The following is a 19,739-nucleotide window of genomic DNA, read 5'->3' as shown; positions in this document are numbered from 1 at the left end:
TTTTACAAAAATTGTTTTAACAAATGATTAAAAAGTAATTTTTAGCTAAATTTCCGCTGTCTTTTGGCTTCAAAAATTAAAATACCTGCAGCAACCGAGACATTCATAGAATCAATTTTTCCTTGCATCGGGATGCGAATTTTCACGGTAGCAGCTTCGCGCCAGAGTTCACTTAAACCTGTTGATTCAGTACCAACAACGAGAGCGGTTGCTTTCTTAAAATCAATGGAATCATAGACCACTGAATCCTGAAGTGTTGCCGCATAGATTGAGATGTTTTGTATTTTTAAATACTCAATCACTTCCTCTGAAGTTCCCATTGCGATTGGGACGGTAAAGACTCCGCCAACACTTGATCGAATGATGTTTGGATTATATACATCTGTCAGTGGATTTGAAATGATAATGGCATCTACATTTGCAGCATCTGCCGTTCGAAGTAAGGCACCGATATTCCCCGGTTTTTCTGGCGCTTCCGCCACTAATATTAAGGGGGTTTTACTTTTGAATTTTAAGTTTTTTAAATCAAAATCTTTGGCTTTCGCCACAGCAATGATGCCTTCAGTGGTTTCACGGTGGGCTACTTTTCCATAGACTGCTTTGGTGATTTCTATCACATCTATTCCATAGGTCTCTAAAGAAGCAGCTTCGGATGCTGAAAATAAATCGGCATAATAATAAAGGGTTTCAATGCTGTAGTTGCTTTTAATAGCTAAAGACAATTCGCGTTTCCCTTCAATGACAAACAACCCCGTTTGCTTTCTTAGTTTCGACTTTTCTTTGAGTTGAACCAGTTGTTTTATAAAAGGGTTTTGAAGACTGCTTATTGTTTTAACCATAGCACAAAAATAGTGTTTAATTTTTAAGCCCAAACAAAAAAAGTCCAAGCCGAAACTCGAACTTTTGAATTATAACAGAGAAGAATTTTTAGTTGTTTTCGTATTTTTTGGAATAGCGTTTCCACAGTTCTGTTTGATGGCTTTCTAAACTAATCTTACGTCCATCTATAAACGCATTCGTCAGATTGTTGGTTCGCATGTCCAAAGCATCTCCGCTGCTTATAAATAAGGTGGCACTTTTGCCGACTTCTAAAGAACCATAACTAGAATCGATGCCTAGAATTTTAGCAGTGTTAAGGGTGATTAATTGCAACGCTTGTTCTTTGGTCAATCCGTAAGCGACCGTTGTTCCTGCATAAAATGGTAGGTTCCGAGAATTCATGCGTTCCATGTCGCCACTCGTTTCTAAGCCTACAGTGACTCCTGCTTCGACTAAAAGACGTGCCATTTTAAATGGTAAATCATAATCGTGATCATCACTGTTGGGGCGAGAGTGTACGCGTTGAAGTAAGACGGAAACTCCATTTTCTTTTAAATAGGTTGCGAGCTTATAGGCTTCGTAACCACCAACAATAACCGTATTTGAAAGTCCTTGTGATTTTGAAAATTCAATAGCATCTACAATTCCTTTTTCATCATTGACATGAATGTAAAGTGTTTTTGATTCATCAAAAAGTCCACCCATGGCATCTAAAGGTAAATTTAATTTGGCTTTTGCACTATTTCTATTTGCTTTGGCGTTGTTAAAATAGACCTCAATTTCAGAAGTTTGACTGCTGTATTTCGGATTACTTTTTAAACCCGGATCTTCACCCAACCACCAACGTCCACGCGTGAACGTGTTTGGCCAATTCAAATGAATCCCATCATCGGTTTTAATCGCGGCATCTTCCCAATTCCAAGCATCCAGATGGACGATGGATGAGGTCCCTGATATACGACCACCTCTCGGTGTGATTTGTGCAAGAAGCACTCCGTTTGGACGCATACTTTCCACGACTTTAGACTCGGCATTGTAGGCAATTAAACTTCGGATGTGAGGGTTCCAAGTGCCCAGTTCTGAATCGTCATCAGTAGCTCTAACGGCATCAATTTCAATCAGTCCTAAGGTTGAGTTTGGCACGATAAACCCTGGATATATATGTTGACCTTTCACATCGATGACTTCCATTTCAGAAATAGCCTCAGTTTTTTTGTATTCAGCGACCGTTTGTAAGATGCCATTTTTGAAAGTGATCAGGCTGTTTTGAATGACAGTCCCATTTCCTAGGTGTGCAATACCGCCCACTATTGCGATTGACTTTGACTGTGTATCTGCGGGTGTTTGTTGTGCGTTTCCTATAGATACACAAACAATGGATAGTAGAATTAATTTTATAATGTTCATCTGTTATATATTTATAGTTGATTATTATCTATGGAGTCACAGTGTAAAAGCTGTTTATCCTTTTTCTTTATCGGCTGTGTTTTCATGCCTTTATTTTTCTCTTTTAACATCATAAGAATCAGTTCATTTCTTTCTTCTTGAATTGTTTCTCTTAGTTTAGAATCACGTTCGATGTCAAAATAAGTAACGCCTTCAATTAATGTTTTTTCAGCTTTGGAGTAAATCGATAAAGGATGGTCGCTCCAAAGTACTAAATCGGCATCTTTTCCGACTTTGATACTTCCAACTCTATCGTCGATATGAAGTAATTTGGCAGGGTTGAGTGTGACCATTTTCCAAGCATCTTCTTCAGATGTGCCTCCGTATTTCACTGCTTTGGCAGCTTCTTGGTTGAGGCGTCTGGACATTTCGGCATCGTCACTGTTAATAGCAGTCACAACTCCCATTGCGTTCAGAATAGAGGCATTGTAAGGAATGGCGTCATTGACTTCATATTTATACGCCCACCAATCACTAAAGGTCGAAGCACCAGCGCCATGTGCTTTCATTTTATCAGCTACTTTATAACCTTCTAAGATGTGGGTAAAGGTGTTGATGTTGAAATCAAATTGCTCTGCGACTTTCATTAGCATATTGATTTCACTTTGAATGTAGGAGTGACAGCTTATAAAACGTTCTTTGTTTAAAATTTCAGAAAGCACTTCCATTTCTGTATCTTTTCTATAGGGTTTTCCGCTTTTCTTTAGAGCATCGTACGTTTTTGCTCTGGTGAAATAATCAATGTAAAGCTGTTCTACACCCATACGTGTTTGTGGAAAACGATTATAGCTCTCCCAATTTGAATGTTTGACATTTTCGCCGAGTGCGAATTTTATAAACTTAGGCGTATTTTTATAGATTAAATTTTCTGCAGATTCGCCCCATTTCAATTTGATAAGCGCTGAACGTCCTCCAATCGGATTGGCAGAGCCATGTAAAATCTGAATTGAAGTGACACCCCCAGCAAGGTTTCGATAAATATCTACATCATCGGCATCAATGACATCTTCGATACTCACTTCCGCAGAGGAGTTTTGCCCGCCTTCATTGATACTTGCTGCAGCAATATGTGAATGTTCATCCACGATTCCAGCAGTTAAATGCTTTCCGGTAGCATCTACAATGGTTGCTTTTGAGTTTTTAAGATTAGTTCCGATTTTTGAAATACGACCCTCTTTTATGAGAACATCTGTGTTTTCGAGAATTCCATCGGATTCATTGGTCCATACGGTGGCGTTTTTAAATAATAGCGTTTCGGCTTGAGGGAGTTCTGTAAATCCATAGGCTCCGTTAGGATAACTTACGGGCAGTAGTTTCGGCGCTGTTGAGACCTTTTCTTTTTTAGATTTTTCGTCTTTTTCAGTAGCTGTCTCGGTCTGTTTGATTTCTACGGGAGGGGATGAGCCATCAAGTAAAGTAGCAGTTCCTGTGATGTTTTCCATACCCAAATGAATTTTTGCATTCACCCGAATAAAGTCTTGTTGTGTGGTGTCTTTGGTCGAAAACATTAAGTGCATCCAATCATTCTCATACTTTAAACTGCTGCTTAACTTCAAAGAATCCGATGTGATCTCCGTTTTAAGTTTACTCAGCGTCCCTGATATTTTGAGGGCATAGTTATCTTTATGAATCATAAAACTGTAGCTACCTCTAATATCTTTCTTCGATAAATCTTCAAATACGGTTCTTGAACCATTCACCCAATTTTCATAAAGTGTGGTTTTATCCTCAAAAACATCCCCAGAAGTAATTAAGAAATTTGCATAGCTCCCCACATTCAAATTACCAAGTTTTGAGTTTCCTAAAATTTGAGCGGGTTGTGTGGTCAAAGCTTCTAAGGCAGTGACTTTGTCTAAGCCATAATCAATTGCTTTTTTAAGATTCGCTTTAAAGTCTTTCATGGACTTAAGACCTTTTGTTGTAAACGCAAAAGACACGCCATTGACATCTAAAGCCATTGGGTTTCCAGGGCGTTGGTTCCATTCTTTCATCGCTTCTAATTCCAGTGAATTGGTTAAAAATGTGTTTTCAACATCATAGGCTTTCGGAAAGTTCAAAGGAAGAATAAAAGTTGCTTCTGTGTTTTTGATATCATTGATACGTTCGTATTCATCGCCACCACCTAGAATGACATATTGTACGCCAAATTGATCGCCAACAGTATCGGCACGTAAGGCATTGGCTCTGCTGCCAGCCTGTATAATTTGAATTTGATTTTTGTTCTGGTTAAATGCTTCAATTGACCGGTCTTTTGTGGGAACGTTTCCTTTTGCATACCAATCGGCATCGTAATACAATTGTCTCAGCAACGCCATAGAGCCCATAATAGAGGAGGGGTAGGATTGTCGTGAGCGCACACTTTTTGTAAAGGAGAGGTACTGTGCCGATTGATCTGATAAGATGCGGTGGGAGTCACTGCCTTTGGAATCTAAAGCGACTAAGGCTCCAGTTCCGCGGACGACCCCGTCTTGTAAGTGGGTGTTGACAACTCCAAAACCGGCTTCCAATAATGTCTTCGCCGCTTTTTCGTCGTATTTAAAATGATCGATGGCGTTTTGCTCTGATCGTATGTGGTCGTTCCAATAAAAGCCTTCACGGCTGGCACTGTATTGTGGTGATCGGCCTCCGCCACTTTCTCGTTTTGGTTTTGTAACCCCAAAACCAGAATAAAGATCAATAAATGAGGGGTATATTGATTTTCCCTTTACATCGATCACAACCGTGTTTTTAGGAAGTTCAACATTGATCCCTACGTTTACCACCTTTCCTTCTTGAATTAACAAGGTGCCGTTTTCGATACTTTCGGAAGGAGTTATGTGAATTTTCGCATTGGTAATGGCTGTGAAATTGGTATTTTTAGATTTCACTCCGTCGTTCTTTGGAAAATAATCTTGAGCAGACAAAGCGAACGCTCCGAAGAAACTCCAAAGGAAGATTAATTTTTTCATTAAAATAGAATTTAGTTTGAGGTTAAATGTATTTAAAATTTTTCAATAGCATACGCATTTGGTAAACTTTTAAATTGTTCGAGATTGTATTAGGGAGTTAAATTTTTGATGCACTTTTCTCTGATGAACCAAATTTGCTCAAAATTAAATTTTGAGTTGGTGGTTTTTAACCAGTTTTTTATAAATGCTTTGTGATATGCCACATTAAAATCGACGACTTGCTCGGGTTGAATATCTATTTCTTGAATGAGGTCTTTTTCGATGTTTTTAAATTCAGATTCCTTTGTCGTTAGATCATTCCGGATATCATTGATTTTTAGATAACAATGCGCTTCAGGAATGTAGTCAATCCCGTTTTTAGTCAATTCAGTACCAATTTTCGGAGTGTTCGAAACGTTCATTCTGTACATTCCTAGTACCAAGCTAATATTTGGAATCTTATTTAAATCTGCCATGCTTTTTAAAAAGGCATGTTTTGAACTACAACCTCCTCTTTTTTCAGATAAGACCAATCCAAAATCCGTTCGATTTTTATTTCGTCCATAAGGTAAGTTTCTAACGAATTTGGTTAATTCATTCCATGAAGTGATGCCATAACTTTTGGCCAGTGTTGTGAGTGCGTCTTTTGATGATAGAGGGAGGTTTGAGGGCATTTATAAAGCTATATGACATCTTTTTTTAGGTTCTTATATTGATGGCCATAAGGGTGGACGCTCTCAATAGCTTGGGGATCCAACATACAAATGCTTACTCTACTAATCAATAGTTGTTATTCACATTCACTATTATAAAATTCAATAATTTCTGTTATATCAGATTTTTTGAACTCTTTAGACTTTATTTTTTTCACTAGTTTACTACAATTGTTGAAAAATTTCGTAGCATTTTTCCTAAAAACCTTTTCGCCAAAAATCGAAAAATAGACATCAGACATGAAAACTGCCTGCTTATCATTTTCTTTTTTTAAATAAAAGAAATTTATATTGCGTCCAACACTATGTTGATTAGCTTGATTAATAACAGTCCCGTTACCAATATTTATTTTATTGTATGTGGTATAGTTAAAACTATTATTTCTCGAATAGATATAGTGATTAATAACGCCTTTGTAAATTAATCTTGCGAAAAATTCTTTTTGCTTTTTCTTCTTTTTAACATATATATGATGATATTCTTCTTTTCCTTCTTTATGGTATAGAATTACTTTATCAATATTAGTGATGCCGATTTTTTTGTATTTCCCTTTTTTTTCTTTACAAAAACTGATGTCGTCGTATTTAACGCCCCTTGAAAATCCTTCAATAGAATCTCCACTTTTATAAAATAAAATTGTTTTAATTTTTTGTGCATTACTAATTGGACTTATTAAAAATACAATTATTAATAGTACTCTTTTCATATAGAATAATTTATCACAAATGCACACTAAATGCAATGACGTTTTGGGTTTAAATTCACCTTAAAAATTATACCCCAACGACAATCCCAAATGTGGTAGAAATCCAAAAATTTCTAAAAATTCAATTTCGGGTATATCACTATCAATATTTAAACTTCCTCCACCGAATACAATTCCCAGAGTAACTTTAGAATCAAAAACCCATTGATACCCTGTACCCAATCCAAAAGAGGATATGTTAGTTTTTAAATCCTTATCATCTTTTGTCATGAAGCTATTGTAATACGGTCCTATATGCCATCCTTCCATTAAATCTTTATTAGAAGAAAAGTAATACCTGCCTTCAACATAAAATCCAAATCCATTAGATTTTGAGTTGTTAGAATTTACTGTTGTTGTAATTGATGAAATCCCCACTTGTCCAATTATTGAAAAATGGTTAGAAAGGGAGCGTTCAAATTGAACACCAGCATTTCCAACAATTCCTGAGGCTTTTACAATATTTTCTTGAGCTGAGAGCCCGTTAAACGTTAATGTGATTACACATACTAAAATCATTTTTTTAATCATTGTTCTTGTTTTAAATTATTTATAACTACACATTGACACCCAACTCTGATAGTCTCCAATAATGGACGCGCACAGGGATGCATTCAATGTTACTAATAGTAAAAATAATATCTTACGACTGGTTAGATCGCTTCTGAAGATTTAGACTTGGGTCTGAATCAGTGATAAAATTATAAAAAAAAATAGGGATAGCCAAATAAATGAGTGTTTTTAACAACATCAAGCTGCAAGGGGTGTCTTAAAATTTTAGCTGAAAACTCATGTTTAGAGTTCTTGCGATTGAAAATTTATTAAGTTCTCTTAATTTAAAAGAAGCACTGTCTATATCCAGTATAATTCTGTGATACCTAGAAATATTATTGCTTTTATTAAACACATTTAGCAAAGAAACTCCGATAGTACTCTCGAGTGTTTTAGAAATTTTAAACTTATAGGATGAGGATACATCAAATCGGTTGTAGTTGTCCAGTCGCGCACTGTTAATATCGCCATAATTAATCTGAATATTATCAGCATTGTCACCAATCAAGCCCAGTGCGGGCGTATAGGGTCTTGGAGTTTTAAATCGCCAACCAGCTGAAAATTCTAAATCATTTAATTTGAAGGTTTGTACAATTGTTAAATACTGTCTGATGTCAAAATTCCCTTGAAAATCAGCACCGCTATTTAAATCTTTAAATTGAAACGTATTATCTGTGAGTGCGTAGCTTACGAGTGTAGAAAAATTATTCAACTCTTTTTTAACCATTAACTCGAATCCTTTTGTTTCGCTTTTCCCTGTAGAAAAATCAGCAACTTCTCTGTTAAATCCTTTTGTTAAAGAGGTGATTCCGTTACTTTGTTTGATATATGCAGCAACATCTATGTACCAATCATGTTTTTTAAAGATGGCAGAAACCGAGGCTTGTTTGTTTTCTAAAACAGGAATTTCGGAGCTATTGGACAATGCCCAAACTTGATTTTCTAAACCAAAATTTTGTGTTTCAAATTCAACGATCTGACTTACAAATTGATTTGTTTTCTCTAAAGACAACTGTACACTAAGATTGTTATTGATGCTTAGGTTTGCATTTAAATTTGGTTGAAAATAAATGGTTTTCAAAGTGGAGAAATACGTAGTCCGTAACCCTGTATGTATTGAAAATTGCTTGTTTTTAAAACGATATTCATTAAACAAGGAATGTGTGTAGTTTTTGCTATTCAGAGATTCTAAGGTATAATCATCATCAAAAATAACATCTGAGAGACGGCCAATTGTGTAGCTAATATCATTGATGATAAGATCGTAACCGGTCATGATCGAATGGTTCTTATTAAATTTATAATCTACATCTAATGATAGGTTTGTGTCATTTGTTTTATTTTTCTTAACCGTTTCATAACTAAAAAATGCATCCAAGAGTTCTTCGCCACTATAACTAAAATCATAACTTGAAAAACTTGCAGATAGTTTTGATTTGAATTTTTCAGTCCAATTTGTCGTGTAATTTATATTGAGGCCTAAATTTTCAATAGTTAATTGGTCTATGGTAAATTGATTGATTTCTTTAAATTGAGATTTAAAATTCAAATTATTATTGGAGTAGATGGAGCTAAATTTTAGTTCACTTTTTGGAGAAAGTTTAAATAGGCCTGATAAGGTATAATCTTCAAAATAATAGGTGTTGTTTTTTTTAGATTGTTCCGTGTCAAATACTGCATTTTGATCTGTTATTTTTGTATTTTGAAAGACATAATCTGAATAGCTGTCAAAAGTAATAGTTTTTAAAGCATCTGAAAAAGAGCGTCTTGCCGACATTTGAATTCCAAGTTTTTTACTCACAGGTATTTTTAAAAAAGCATTGGTGTAAATCATATTTATTCCGACACCTCCTTTTATTTTTTTTGGAATCGTGGTGTCTGTTCTTATGTCAATCACACCTGAAAGATGACTTCTATATTTTGAAGGACTTGCGTTTTTAAAGATTACCACATCGTCTATGATGTTGGTGTTAAAAGCTGAAAGCATTCCAAAAAAATGATCGTAATGGTATATTTTAATGCCATCAAAAACAATGAGGTTTTGATCTGGAGTACTACCTCTAATATTCAATCCTGTTGCGGTTTCGTCGGGACTTTGGATCCCGGGAATAAGTTGCGCACTTTGTAAAACATCGGCCTCAATCAACCCTGGTAGAATTTGGGTTTTCCTTGGCTTCACATTTATAGACCCATCCTTGTTTTTTGTAAATCCTGTGGTTAGATAATTTTGAATAGTCACTTCATTCAGTGTGATGGCTTTTTCTGTTAGGAAGATTTCTTTACAGTTCTTTTTAAATTCTGAAACACTTAGGACAAGTGTTTTGTAGCCCAATCGTTGGAATTTAATTCGAGTTGTATTTTTTAAATTAAATAACTCAAAATAGCCATTCGTTTGAGAAGTATAATTTTTAGTTCTTTTGAGGGGAGCTATTGTAACATCTGTTATTGGCAATCTGTTTTTAGCATCAAAAATATATCCGCAAATACTGAATTGTTGTTGGGTTTGTGTTGTTTTTAAGATAAAATTATTAACACCAATCTCCTGAAATATAAGAGCCGTTTGTGATTCAATACTATTTAAATTACGAACGAGTGATGTGGAGTCAATCGTGATTGTAACTTTTTCGTTTTCAATTAATTTTGATGGATATGAAAACCGCGCTTCAAACTGTTTTTGAAGCCTGTTTAGAACCATTTCTAATGGTTGATTTGTGTACTTTTGATTTAAATTTTCCTGTGCGGGTAAGTTGTTGAAAACAAAAATAAATACTAAAAAAAATAGATATTGTTTCATTTAATACACGGCAAGAATAACGTTGTTTTTATTAAAAACGTAACCAATATTCATTGCTTCAAGGACTGTTTTTAACGCTAAGTTTTTATCATCATTAATAAAACTTCCTGTAAACCGTTGGTTTAAATAGTTGTTTTTGTTTTTTATCGTAATCTCAAATTGATTTTCTAAGCTTGTAAATACGCTAGATAGAGGCGCATTGTAAAAAGTGCTTTCGTGGTTTAGCCAAGAACGGTCTGTAGTTTTAAAAGTCCACTTCTCTTCAGAAGCATCAATAATTCTATAGGCGTTTCCGGAGGTTAAAACAGCGGTGTTTGTAGCATCAGAAACCCTTACTTTTCCTGTATAACATTTAACTTCAAGGGAATTAGCATCACTATTTACGTTAAATTGAGTTCCTAAAACGGCTACGTTTCCTTTTGAAGTTTTTACAGTAAATAGGGAGCCTTTTTTAACTTTAAAATAAGCTTCACCATCCAATTCTAAAGTTCTGTTTTCATTCTTCCAATCTGTTGTATTGAATTCAATTTTTGAATTGGCATTTAAAATGGCTTCAGACCCATCTGGAAGCACCACTGATAATTGCGTACCATAATCAGACTGATGTGTGGTAGTACCTGTATTTAAACCATAAAACATACCAAAAAGCAATACGATAGACGCTGCGATTCCTGTCGCCCAATTGTAATACAAGGGTCTTACTTTAGCTTTATCGACTGTTTGATTTGAAACAGCCTTCCAAGCTTTCGCTTTATCATAGGGAGGCGTTTCTAGATGATTCGCATAGGTTGATATCTTTTCATAAGAATGATAGGCTTCAGAGGCTTTAAAGTCCTGAGCTTCTTTAGATGTTAAATCATCAGTTAACCATCTGGCTAACAATGTATCTTTATTTCTAGTTTCCATAAATGTCGTTACTGTATTATAAACAACTGTTTAGCTGAACACCCTACTTTTTAAATATTTCCTATTTTTTCTCTCAAGACAACTAATGCATTATGCATCCTTTTCTCAACCGCTTTTACAGATAAATTCAGCAATGCTGCGATTTCTTTATAGGTCATTTTATCAATCCTATTTAACAAAAACACTTCTCTTTGTTTTTCTGGTAAAATAGCAATCGCATCTTGAAGTTTTTTCATAAATTCTTTTTCTTCATATATAAATTCGGGACTTTCATTATTCACTTCAGATCCTTTAAACTTACTATAGTTTAACACTACTTTTTGATGTTTTACAGTATTCAAAAAATTATTATTAGCAATCCTTTTTAGATAAAATAAGGCTTCGTCATAATTAACTTTTTCACAGTGATTCCATAAACTTATAAAGGCTTCCTGTACCATATCTTCCGCTAAATTAAAATCGCCACATTTGTAATAAATATAGTTTCTTAAAAGCGTTGAATGCGTATTGAAGAGCATCTCAAAATGTTTCGATTCACAGACCGATTTGTTGTTTTTTGTCATTTCAATTTGGCGGTACTAAATTAAAAACCAAAATTAAACAAAAAATATTTAGCAAGTAAAATACTGTTTAATAGTATTTTATAAAATAATTTTAAAATAAAGTAGGGTTGTTCCTAATTTGGTTGTTTATAATTCATAACGGTGTATTAAGTTGCACACAAACTATTTAAACCTAAATTATTAAATATGAAAAATTTATTAAAATTATCACTTGTTTTTTTGTTGATATTAAGTTCATGTAGCAAAGACAACGACGAGATCACACCAGAAGTTAAAGAGGAAGGTGTTTCTACGGAATTAATTACAAACTTAACAAATAGTGCGTTCAGTGCTAGAACTTCGAATCAAGAATCTGATTATCTGGAAGACGGAGAGTGTTTTGTCATCAACTATCCTTACTCTATTTCGGATGGACAAACGAGTACAACGGTTAATAGTGATGAAGAATTAGAAGCTTATTTATCAAGTTTAACAGGAAATTCAGCAATCTCTATTGAGGTCCCTTTTGATGTTACTTTAGCTGATGGCACTCAACAAACCATTACGACTTTCGATGAGTTTTTTATGTTAATAGATTCATGTTATGGTGGTGACCAAGGTCCTTCTGATTCATGTTTTGAACTGGATTTTCCCCTAACAGCTCATGATTCTGATGGAAATGAAGTGACTGTTAATTCTGAACAAGAATTATTTTCTTTTGAGTTTACAGGATTTGTATATCCTATTTCTGTAACTTTAACAGATGGAACTCAAGTGACTGTAAACAACTCCCAAGACTTTGACGCTCTTTATAATGACTGTTATGGCATCGAAGATTGTGATGACTGTGATTATGTATGTTTTGAAATCGTATTCCCATTCTCTTTTGTTGTAAATGATGGTAATTTAGAAACCATAAATGATTACGATGATCTTTGGGACTTTTTAAGCGGTCTTACTGAGGATGATACGTTTGTGATTTCTTATCCTATTACAGTGGAGTTTGAAGATGGATCTCAGCAATCAGTTAATAGTGATGAAGAACTTGTTGCTTTATATGAGGATTGTGAGTAAAAATATTGGCAAGTATATTTAATTTCATAAAATAGCTTGGATCATTTGATCCAAGCTATTTTTGTTAAGTGAAACATAAAAATCATTTTTTTTATTATGTGTGTCTTACAATTAAATATTTATTAAATTGCTGATTATTAAAAATTAATTAACCATAAACTTTTAAGAATGAAATATTTATTAAAATTATCACTTGTTTTTTTGCTTCTATTTAGTGCTTGTAGCAAAGACAATAATGAAGAGGTTATAGCTGAAGAGATTGAAGAAGGTGTTTCTACTGAATTAATGACAAACTTATTTAATAGCGCCAGAACAGCTACAACTTCAAACCAAGAATCTGATTATGTTGAAGAAGGAGAGTGTTTTATCATCAACTATCCTTACACTGTTTCCGATGGAGAAACCAGTACGACCTTCAATAGTGATGAAGATGTAGAAGCTTTCTTAGAAAACTTAACAAATGAATCAGAAGTTTATATTGAAGTGCCTTTTGATGTTACCATGTCGGACGGAACTCAGCAAACCATTTCTTCGTACGAAGAGTTAGAAATGTTATTAGATGATTGTTATGATTTTGATCATGACGACGATGATGATTATAACGATGAATGTTTTGAACTGAATTACCCTCTAACCGCTCTTGATTATGACGGAAATGAAGTCGTTGTAAATTCTGAACAAGATTTGTATAATTTTGAATTTGTAGGATTTGTATATCCAATCTCAGTGACTTTAACGGATGGAACTCAGGCAACTGTAAACAGTCCTCAAGAATTTGATACACTTTATAACGATTGTTATGACATTGAAGATTGTGATGACTGTGAAGAGCAATGTTTTGAAATTGTATTTCCATTCTCTTTGGTTTCAGGCAACGGAACTGTAGAAACCTTTAATGGTTACGATGGACTTATGGAGTTTTTAAGTCAGCTTACAGAACAAGATTCTTTCATAATTTCTTACCCAATTACAGTAGAGTTTGAAGATGGTTCTCAACAAACTGCTAACAGTGACGAAGAGCTTGACGCTCTCTATGAAAGTTGTGAGTAAGTAATAATATTTTACAGTTTAAACAAAGTAGCTTGGGTCTTTTGATTCAAGCTATTTTTTTTGGAGGGGTGTGGTAGTGTAGTGGTTTTATTAGCTTAATTTTTAATCCTCCAAATAATCCACCAAAAGCGCCACCACATAGCTATAACTCTCAATGCCTTTGACTTGGTTGTTTGCCTTTAAGAAATGGCTGTAAAACTTTTTGAAAATAGGTTCCAGAGGGTTGTTATAAGCACTCCAGAAGTCAAACGCTTCCTGATAATCTTCTAAGATACCAGGGTTGATCGTGCATAAAACAGAGTCGTAGGCATCCGGATCCCTTTTAGATAATTCTATTAAACAATAGCGCAACGCAAATTTATAACCTGCATAGTTGAAATAGGGGTCTTCATTATGGATGCTCGCCAAAAATCCAATAAAATTAGCTTCGTTCTCTGCCGCATAGCCCAACTGATGCGCTTGTTCGTGCGCAATCGTAGTCGGCATAGAATTGGCAGGCATTACAGCATTGATGTGCGCTTCTAGCGTCAATGGGTTCACATAGCCACTAAACCCCATATACGTCAAGGGCGTACTAAATAGTGATTTCTTACTGTTTTTGCCGTCGTGTTTAAAATTTGGATACACCTTTTCTAATTGAGAATAACCCGTTTGACTGATTTCAGTCAGTTCAGAAAATGCATAGGGGAGGGTCGTTTTTAATAAAGAATCTTGTGTGATCGCAAAGTGCAGTGCATTCGTTTTTAAAACCAGTTGGTTGGTAACCGATTTTAATTGAGCCGTGGTATATTTTGGATTTAAATTGAGTGTCGTATGTAAAGGCACTCGGTAATAATTAAACCCCCAACACAAATGAAACATGAAATAGAGAAGGGACACAAAAGATAACACATCCAAACCCCACGCTTTGGGATCTGTTCTGAGACGTTTCCAATTGACAATCGCCCAACGAATCACATAAACAATCAAGGCGATGTACAACAGATCGCCCACAGAAAAGGGAATCCATTTAAAAGCTGTGTTTAGTAGTTTTGAGAGTGCAGGAAAAATACCCATACTATAATAGGCCTCGATAAATTCAGGATACTGCTTCGCTACTTTTAGAAGAAAGTATTGAGGCAGCAAACTCAACGCAAGAATGATTTTCCCTTTTTTAGACATCACTCAAAAGTAATAATTTTAATTTATGATCGGGAAGGAATCCGTACCTTTGTGCAACAAAAAAATATATCTATTATGAGCCAAGACATTCGTAAACTGGAACCCAAAGCAGTTTGGAACAAATTTGCAGATTTGAATGCCGTGCCCCGTCCTTCTAAAAAAGAAGAACGCGTCATTGCATTTATGAAAGATTTTGGGAAAAATCTAAACCTTGAAACCGTAGAAGATACGGTAGGGAATGTGATCATCAAAAAACCAGCCACAGCAGGCATGGAAGACCGAAAAGCCATTGTCATGCAATCACATTTAGATATGGTACATCAGAAAAACAGTGATACTGATTTTGATTTTTTAACCCAAGGTATTGAGATGATTGTTGATGGGGATTGGGTCAAAGCAAATGGAACGACTCTAGGAGCCGATAACGGCTTAGGCGTCGCAACCATTATGGCAATTTTAGAAAGTACCGACATTCCACACCCTGCTATTGAAGCCTTGTTTACGATTGATGAAGAAACTGGCATGACAGGTGCGATGGGTCTAAAAGGAGGCTTGTTAAAAGGAGAAATTCTTTTAAACCTAGATACCGAAGATGATGACGAAATTGGCGTGGGCTGTGCCGGAGGCATTGATGTCACCGCCGTAGGGACGTATAACGAAGAACCAACTCCTGAAACCAAAATAGGCTATTCCATAGAAGTTAAAGGATTGCAAGGGGGACATTCAGGGATGGATATTCATAAAGGGTTTGGGAATGCCAATAAAATAATGAACCGTTTGTTATTTGATGCCTTTGAAAATTTCGGATTGCGAATATCTGAAATTGATGGTGGAAGTTTACGCAACGCGATTCCTAGGGAGAGCAAAGCAATTGTGTCGATAGACCTAGTACAAGAAGATGCTTTTAAGTACGAAATGGGCCTACAAGTTGAAGCGATTCAGACAGAACTCAAAACAATGGAACCAGATTTAACGGTTGAGTTTACTAAAATTGACACGCCAAAAGTGATGATGGACTTGGGTGTTCAAGAAGGGTTAACAAGGGCTATTTATGCTGCGTGGAATGGCGTGTACCGCATGAGTCCCGACATTCCTGAATTGGTAGAAACATCTAATAATATTGCCCGTGTCATTATCAAAGGAGGAAATGTCAAAATAGGCTGCCTCACACGTTCTTCTGTGGAATCCTCTAAAATGGATTTAGCAATGATGTTGCGTGCAACCTTTGAGCTTATTGGCTGCGAGGTAGAGCTTTCAGGGGATTACCCAGGTTGGGAACCCGATATGGATTCATCTATTTTGAAAGTATTGAGATCTTTATACGAAAAACTATACAACGAAAAACCACATGTAGCGGCCTGTCATGCCGGTTTAGAATGCGGTCTTTTAGGAACGAATTATCCCGATATGGAAATGATCAGTTTTGGACCGAATATCAGAGGGGCGCATTCTCCTGATGAACGCGCTCAGATTTCTTCTGTTCAGAAATTTTGGGTCTTTGTTTTAGAGATTTTAAAAGAGATTCCAAAAGTATAACACTCATTTTACCCCATAAAAGAGGTCGTCTAAAAAGTAGAATTTCTGTCATTCTGAACTTGTTTCAGAATCTGAAATGAACCTGCCTACCGTCAGGCAGAATTTTCTGACGGTAGGCAGGTTCAGATTGACAAAGCAGAGTCTTTTTAAACAGCCTCTTTTGTTTTATTGTAATTGAAAATTATTCAGCAATTTCTAGCATTTCAATAATAAACATTAAATCTGTATTTGGTTGGATCGGTCCACGCCCTTTTTCTCCGTAAGCAAGATAAGAAGGAAGGTATAAGAATGTTTTGTCTCCTACAGACATATCAAACACACCTTCTTTGAAACCGGGTATCATTTGCGCTTCTGGATCAATTTTCATGGGCATCGCGCTATAAGCACCTTGTTGTTCTTTTCGGATGTCATATGTGCCACATTTTTCATCCACTGTTTTAATGTTAGTTCCAAATAATTTACCATCCGTAAAATAGCCTTCATAATTAAGCTTAACTGTGTTGCCAGTTTTTGGTTTAACTCCGTTGCCTTTTGTGATGTTGTAAACGAGTAATCCAGAAGTTTGCTGTGTTGCTTTGCTCTTATAAATATTTAATACAGGAACCATTTCTTTGGCAGCCATCTCCATTTTTTCTTCCGCAATTTTTTTAGCTTCTTCCGCTTTTTGCTTTGCGTCTTCAAGTTTTTGTAAACGTTTTTCTTCTAACAAAGGAAGCTCTGTGTTCCATGTGTCCACAGCATCAAATCCTTTGGCGCTCATTCCTTGACGAATGATGTTCAATTTTAATATTTTAACGTCTTCCAAAGGCTTGTTAGATCCCGGAGTGACTTTAACGTTAGAGATGGTATCAACAACTGAGAAGCCTTTAACCACTTCTCCAAAAACAGAATGTCTATTATCAAGGTGTGGAGTTGGTTTTTCGGTAATAAAAAACTGGCTACCGTTGGTGGCAGGTCCAGAATTGGCCATGGACAGAATCCCTGGTTTGTCATGTTTTAGACTTTCGTCAAATTCATCTCCAAATTTGAATCCTGGGCTTCCAGAACCAGTCGCAGTGGGGTCGCCACCTTGAATCATAAAGTTGTCAATCACTCTGTGAAAAACAGTCCCATCATAATAGGGCTTCCCTTTTAAAGAATCGGGCAACATAGGGTGAGTCCCATCAGCAAGACCTACAAAATTAGCAACTGTTAATGGCACTTTGTCATAAAACAACTGTATAATGATCGTGTCTTTAGACGTTACAAATTCGGCAAACATACCATCGCCTAAATCTGGATATTGTTCTTGGCAACTGGTGGAACTAATCAGCAATCCTGCTGCAAATAATTGGATAAATACTTTTGTGAATTTCATTTTTTTGAATTTTTATTGGGTTTTAAATAGATTATAGTGTGTTAGTTATTGGTGAGTTTTAATAAAGAAACGTCGCAAACGAGCGGTACATTGCTACCGATTTTCTCCTCATCTCCATAGTAGCCATATGCTTTTTGAGATGGAAATAGAAAAGTAATCGATTCGCCTTCTTTCATGAGTTTTAAACCTTCTCTCAATCCAGAAAATAATTCTTGTTGGTCGATATAATAGCTTTGTGTTTCTAGTTCTTTTACGGGATAAATGACTTGTCTCTCTAAAGTTTTAAGTGCATAGGTGTACTGTACTAAATCGCCAAACTTAGGGGTTTGCGTATTCGTTTCTATTTTAGTGTTGTAGGCATACCAAAACCCATATTCTGAAGATTGAAAAGGTTTGTCAGAGTCTGTAATGAAAGCCTCAATCTGCGCATATTCTCTATTGTTCAATTGCTTGTTACGTTCAATCGAGGCGTCAATAAACGAGCCTGAATTGTTTGAGATGGGACGTCTCGCTTCCGAAGGTTTACAGCTAGTAAAGATTGAAATAGTGAATATGAATATCAAAAGGTGCTTCATGAATTTAGTTCCGATTTATAGTCAGACAATATACTAATAAATTTTGCAATGGTATCTTCAAGATTGAGGTTGCTACGTCCGCCAGACGCATTCTTGTGTCCACCTCCGTTAAAATGTGTTCTTGCGAAAGCATTTACATCAAAAGGACCCTTAGATCGAAATGAGATTTTAATGATACTTTCTTCACGGTGTTCAATAAATATGACGGCAAATTTAGCACCTTTCAGCGACAAGCCATAATTCACCAAGCCTTCCGTATCTCCTTTTTGAAAATCATGCGCATCCAATTCCTTATTGGTTAAACTGATATAAGAAGTGTGGAATTCTTCTAAAAATCTTAAATTATTTAAGGCACAGCCCATAAGTTGGAGACGACCTAAACTATTGGTATCATACACCGCGTTGTGAATGTTTGATTTCTCAACCCCAACGTCAATTAAATGTGCAATCACTCGGTGGGTAGTACTCGTGGTTAGCGGAAATCGGAACGAAGCAGTATCGGTCATAATACCTGTATATAATGCTTCTCCAATAGCGACATCTATCAGCTCTAAATCACCCATCATTTCGATAAAATGATACACCATTTCGCAAGTCGAACACATACTCACGTCAGAATAGACATAGGTCGCATAATCATCCGGTTGTTGGTGATGATCAATCATAATTTTAATGGCACTTGAATTTTCAATAGGCGTACCCATCGCACCACATCGGTGTAGTGCATTGAAGTCTAAAGTAAAAATAAGATCAGCTTCGGAAATGAGTGCCTCAGAAGCAATAGTGTCTTCTTCATATATAAGAACCTCTTTGGTTCCTGAAATCCATTTCAAAAACTCTGGGTAGTCATTGGGCGCAATCACGGTTGCCGAATGTCCTAATTTTTTAAGGTAATGTAACAATCCTAAAGTGGAGCCCATAGCGTCTCCATCTGGATTTTTATGAGGGACAATGACCACTTTTTTAGGTGTGGATAATATTTTTTTAAGGTCTAAAATTTCTGCTGTATTCATAGCGTGCAAAGATACAATTTTTTAAAATAGTTGGAAGCTCAATTATTTGTAGAAAAACCTTATTTTTGCACAAAATTTATACAAAGACCATGGTAACTAACAAAACGTTTACAATGCTTAAGCCCGATTCTGTTGAAAAAGGGAATATAGGTGGAATCGTAGAAAAAATCACAGCTTCAGGTTTCAGAATCGTAGCGATGAAATTAACACAACTTACAAAGGCAGATGCCGAAGCTTTTTATGCCGTTCATAGTGAGCGTCCATTTTATGGCGAACTGGTAACTTACATGACGCGTGGCCCTATTGTGGCGGCAATTCTTGAAAAGGAAAATGCAGTAGAAGATTTCAGAACTTTAATTGGTGCAACAAATCCAGCAGAAGCTGTAGAAGGAACCATCCGTAATATGTTTGCAGATTCTATTAGCGAAAATGCAGTGCATGGAAGTGACAGTGATGAAAACGCTGCAATTGAAGGTGCTTTCCATTTTTCAGGAAGAGAGATGTTTTAAATACGTTCAATAAAATATT

Annotated in this window: 17 protein-coding genes; 4 read left to right on the top strand and 13 right to left on the bottom strand. The window is 35.7% G+C overall.

The features are described from left to right. Window positions 1–41: 41 nt before the first annotated feature. From FORMB_RS00910 to FORMB_RS00870, 9 genes are all read right to left on the bottom strand, one after another. Window positions 42–839 carry a TrmH family RNA methyltransferase gene (locus FORMB_RS00910; RefSeq protein WP_069675668.1) on the bottom strand — a complete coding sequence of 266 codons (798 nt, stop codon included), beginning with the start codon at window positions 837–839 and terminating at the stop codon, window positions 42–44. Window positions 840–927: 88 nt separating this feature from the next. Next, the gene (locus tag FORMB_RS00905) at window positions 928–2,226 is read right to left on the bottom strand and encodes an amidohydrolase family protein (RefSeq protein WP_069675667.1); all 1,299 of its coding nucleotides are present in this window, start codon (window positions 2,224–2,226) and stop codon (window positions 928–930) included. A gap of 11 nt (window positions 2,227–2,237) precedes the next feature. Then, a complete protein-coding gene (locus tag FORMB_RS00900; protein ID WP_069675666.1) occupies window positions 2,238–5,213 on the bottom strand; it encodes an amidohydrolase family protein in 2,976 nt (991 codons plus the stop codon). Between the two features lie 89 nt (window positions 5,214–5,302). After that, window positions 5,303–5,866: a hypothetical protein gene (locus FORMB_RS00895; RefSeq protein WP_069675665.1), complete on the bottom strand. Its 564-nt coding sequence runs from the start codon at window positions 5,864–5,866 to the stop codon at window positions 5,303–5,305. Window positions 5,867–5,982: 116 nt separating this feature from the next. Next, window positions 5,983–6,612 carry a hypothetical protein gene (locus FORMB_RS00890; RefSeq protein ID WP_069675664.1) on the bottom strand — a complete coding sequence of 210 codons (630 nt, stop codon included), beginning with the start codon at window positions 6,610–6,612 and terminating at the stop codon, window positions 5,983–5,985. 60 nt (window positions 6,613–6,672) lie between these two features. Beyond that, on the bottom strand, window positions 6,673–7,182 hold the full coding sequence (locus FORMB_RS00885) for a DUF3575 domain-containing protein (protein WP_069675663.1): 510 nt from the start codon (window positions 7,180–7,182) through the stop codon (window positions 6,673–6,675). A 238-nt stretch (window positions 7,183–7,420) separates the two neighbouring features. Then, on the bottom strand, window positions 7,421–9,997 hold the full coding sequence (locus FORMB_RS00880) for a TonB-dependent receptor (RefSeq protein WP_069675662.1): 2,577 nt from the start codon (window positions 9,995–9,997) through the stop codon (window positions 7,421–7,423). After that, complete coding sequence (locus FORMB_RS00875) at window positions 9,998–10,903, bottom strand: FecR family protein (protein WP_069675661.1); 906 nt, start codon at window positions 10,901–10,903, stop codon at window positions 9,998–10,000. It lies immediately after the preceding gene. A gap of 50 nt (window positions 10,904–10,953) precedes the next feature. After that, window positions 10,954–11,466 (bottom strand): RNA polymerase sigma factor, encoded by a 513-nt coding sequence (locus FORMB_RS00870; RefSeq protein ID WP_069675660.1) that lies wholly within the window; start codon window positions 11,464–11,466, stop codon window positions 10,954–10,956. 186 nt (window positions 11,467–11,652) lie between these two features. Between FORMB_RS00870 and FORMB_RS00865 the strand changes: the two genes are divergently transcribed. Together FORMB_RS00865 and FORMB_RS00860 are read left to right on the top strand one after the other, a co-directional pair. Then, on the top strand, window positions 11,653–12,519 hold the full coding sequence (locus FORMB_RS00865; protein ID WP_069675659.1) for a hypothetical protein: 867 nt from the start codon (window positions 11,653–11,655) through the stop codon (window positions 12,517–12,519). Window positions 12,520–12,687: 168 nt separating this feature from the next. Further along, complete coding sequence (locus FORMB_RS00860) at window positions 12,688–13,569, top strand: hypothetical protein (RefSeq protein WP_069675658.1); 882 nt, start codon at window positions 12,688–12,690, stop codon at window positions 13,567–13,569. 102 nt (window positions 13,570–13,671) lie between these two features. On the opposite strand, the gene FORMB_RS00855 is transcribed toward FORMB_RS00860, so the two are convergent. Next, complete coding sequence (locus FORMB_RS00855) at window positions 13,672–14,730, bottom strand: DUF3810 domain-containing protein (protein WP_069675657.1); 1,059 nt, start codon at window positions 14,728–14,730, stop codon at window positions 13,672–13,674. Window positions 14,731–14,805: 75 nt separating this feature from the next. On the opposite strand from FORMB_RS00855, the gene FORMB_RS00850 reads away from it, so the two are divergent. Next, window positions 14,806–16,266: an aminoacyl-histidine dipeptidase gene (locus FORMB_RS00850; protein WP_069675656.1), complete on the top strand. Its 1,461-nt coding sequence runs from the start codon at window positions 14,806–14,808 to the stop codon at window positions 16,264–16,266. 181 nt (window positions 16,267–16,447) lie between these two features. Here the strand turns inward: FORMB_RS00850 and FORMB_RS00845 are convergent, their stop codons facing one another. The 3 genes from FORMB_RS00845 to FORMB_RS00835 are packed head-to-tail and all read right to left on the bottom strand — an operon-like array spanning window position 16,448 to window position 19,211. Beyond that, window positions 16,448–17,623: a peptidylprolyl isomerase gene (locus tag FORMB_RS00845; protein WP_069675655.1), complete on the bottom strand. Its 1,176-nt coding sequence runs from the start codon at window positions 17,621–17,623 to the stop codon at window positions 16,448–16,450. A gap of 41 nt (window positions 17,624–17,664) precedes the next feature. Next, on the bottom strand, window positions 17,665–18,198 hold the full coding sequence (gene gldI / locus FORMB_RS00840; RefSeq protein ID WP_069675654.1) for a gliding motility-associated peptidyl-prolyl isomerase GldI: 534 nt from the start codon (window positions 18,196–18,198) through the stop codon (window positions 17,665–17,667). Next, window positions 18,195–19,211, bottom strand: coding sequence for a DHH family phosphoesterase (locus tag FORMB_RS00835; protein ID WP_069675653.1), 1,017 nt, complete (start codon window positions 19,209–19,211; stop codon window positions 18,195–18,197). The genes gldI and FORMB_RS00835 overlap by 4 nt, the downstream gene beginning before the upstream one ends. An 89-nt stretch (window positions 19,212–19,300) precedes the next feature. Between FORMB_RS00835 and FORMB_RS00830 the strand changes: the two genes are divergently transcribed. Beyond that, window positions 19,301–19,720: a nucleoside-diphosphate kinase gene (locus FORMB_RS00830; protein ID WP_069675652.1), complete on the top strand. Its 420-nt coding sequence runs from the start codon at window positions 19,301–19,303 to the stop codon at window positions 19,718–19,720. Window positions 19,721–19,739 lie beyond the last annotated feature (19 nt).

This window comes from Formosa sp. Hel1_33_131 (assembly GCF_001735745.1).
GTDB lineage: Bacteria > Bacteroidota > Bacteroidia > Flavobacteriales > Flavobacteriaceae > Hel1-33-131.
This window is presented reverse-complemented; position numbering and strand designations above follow the sequence as displayed.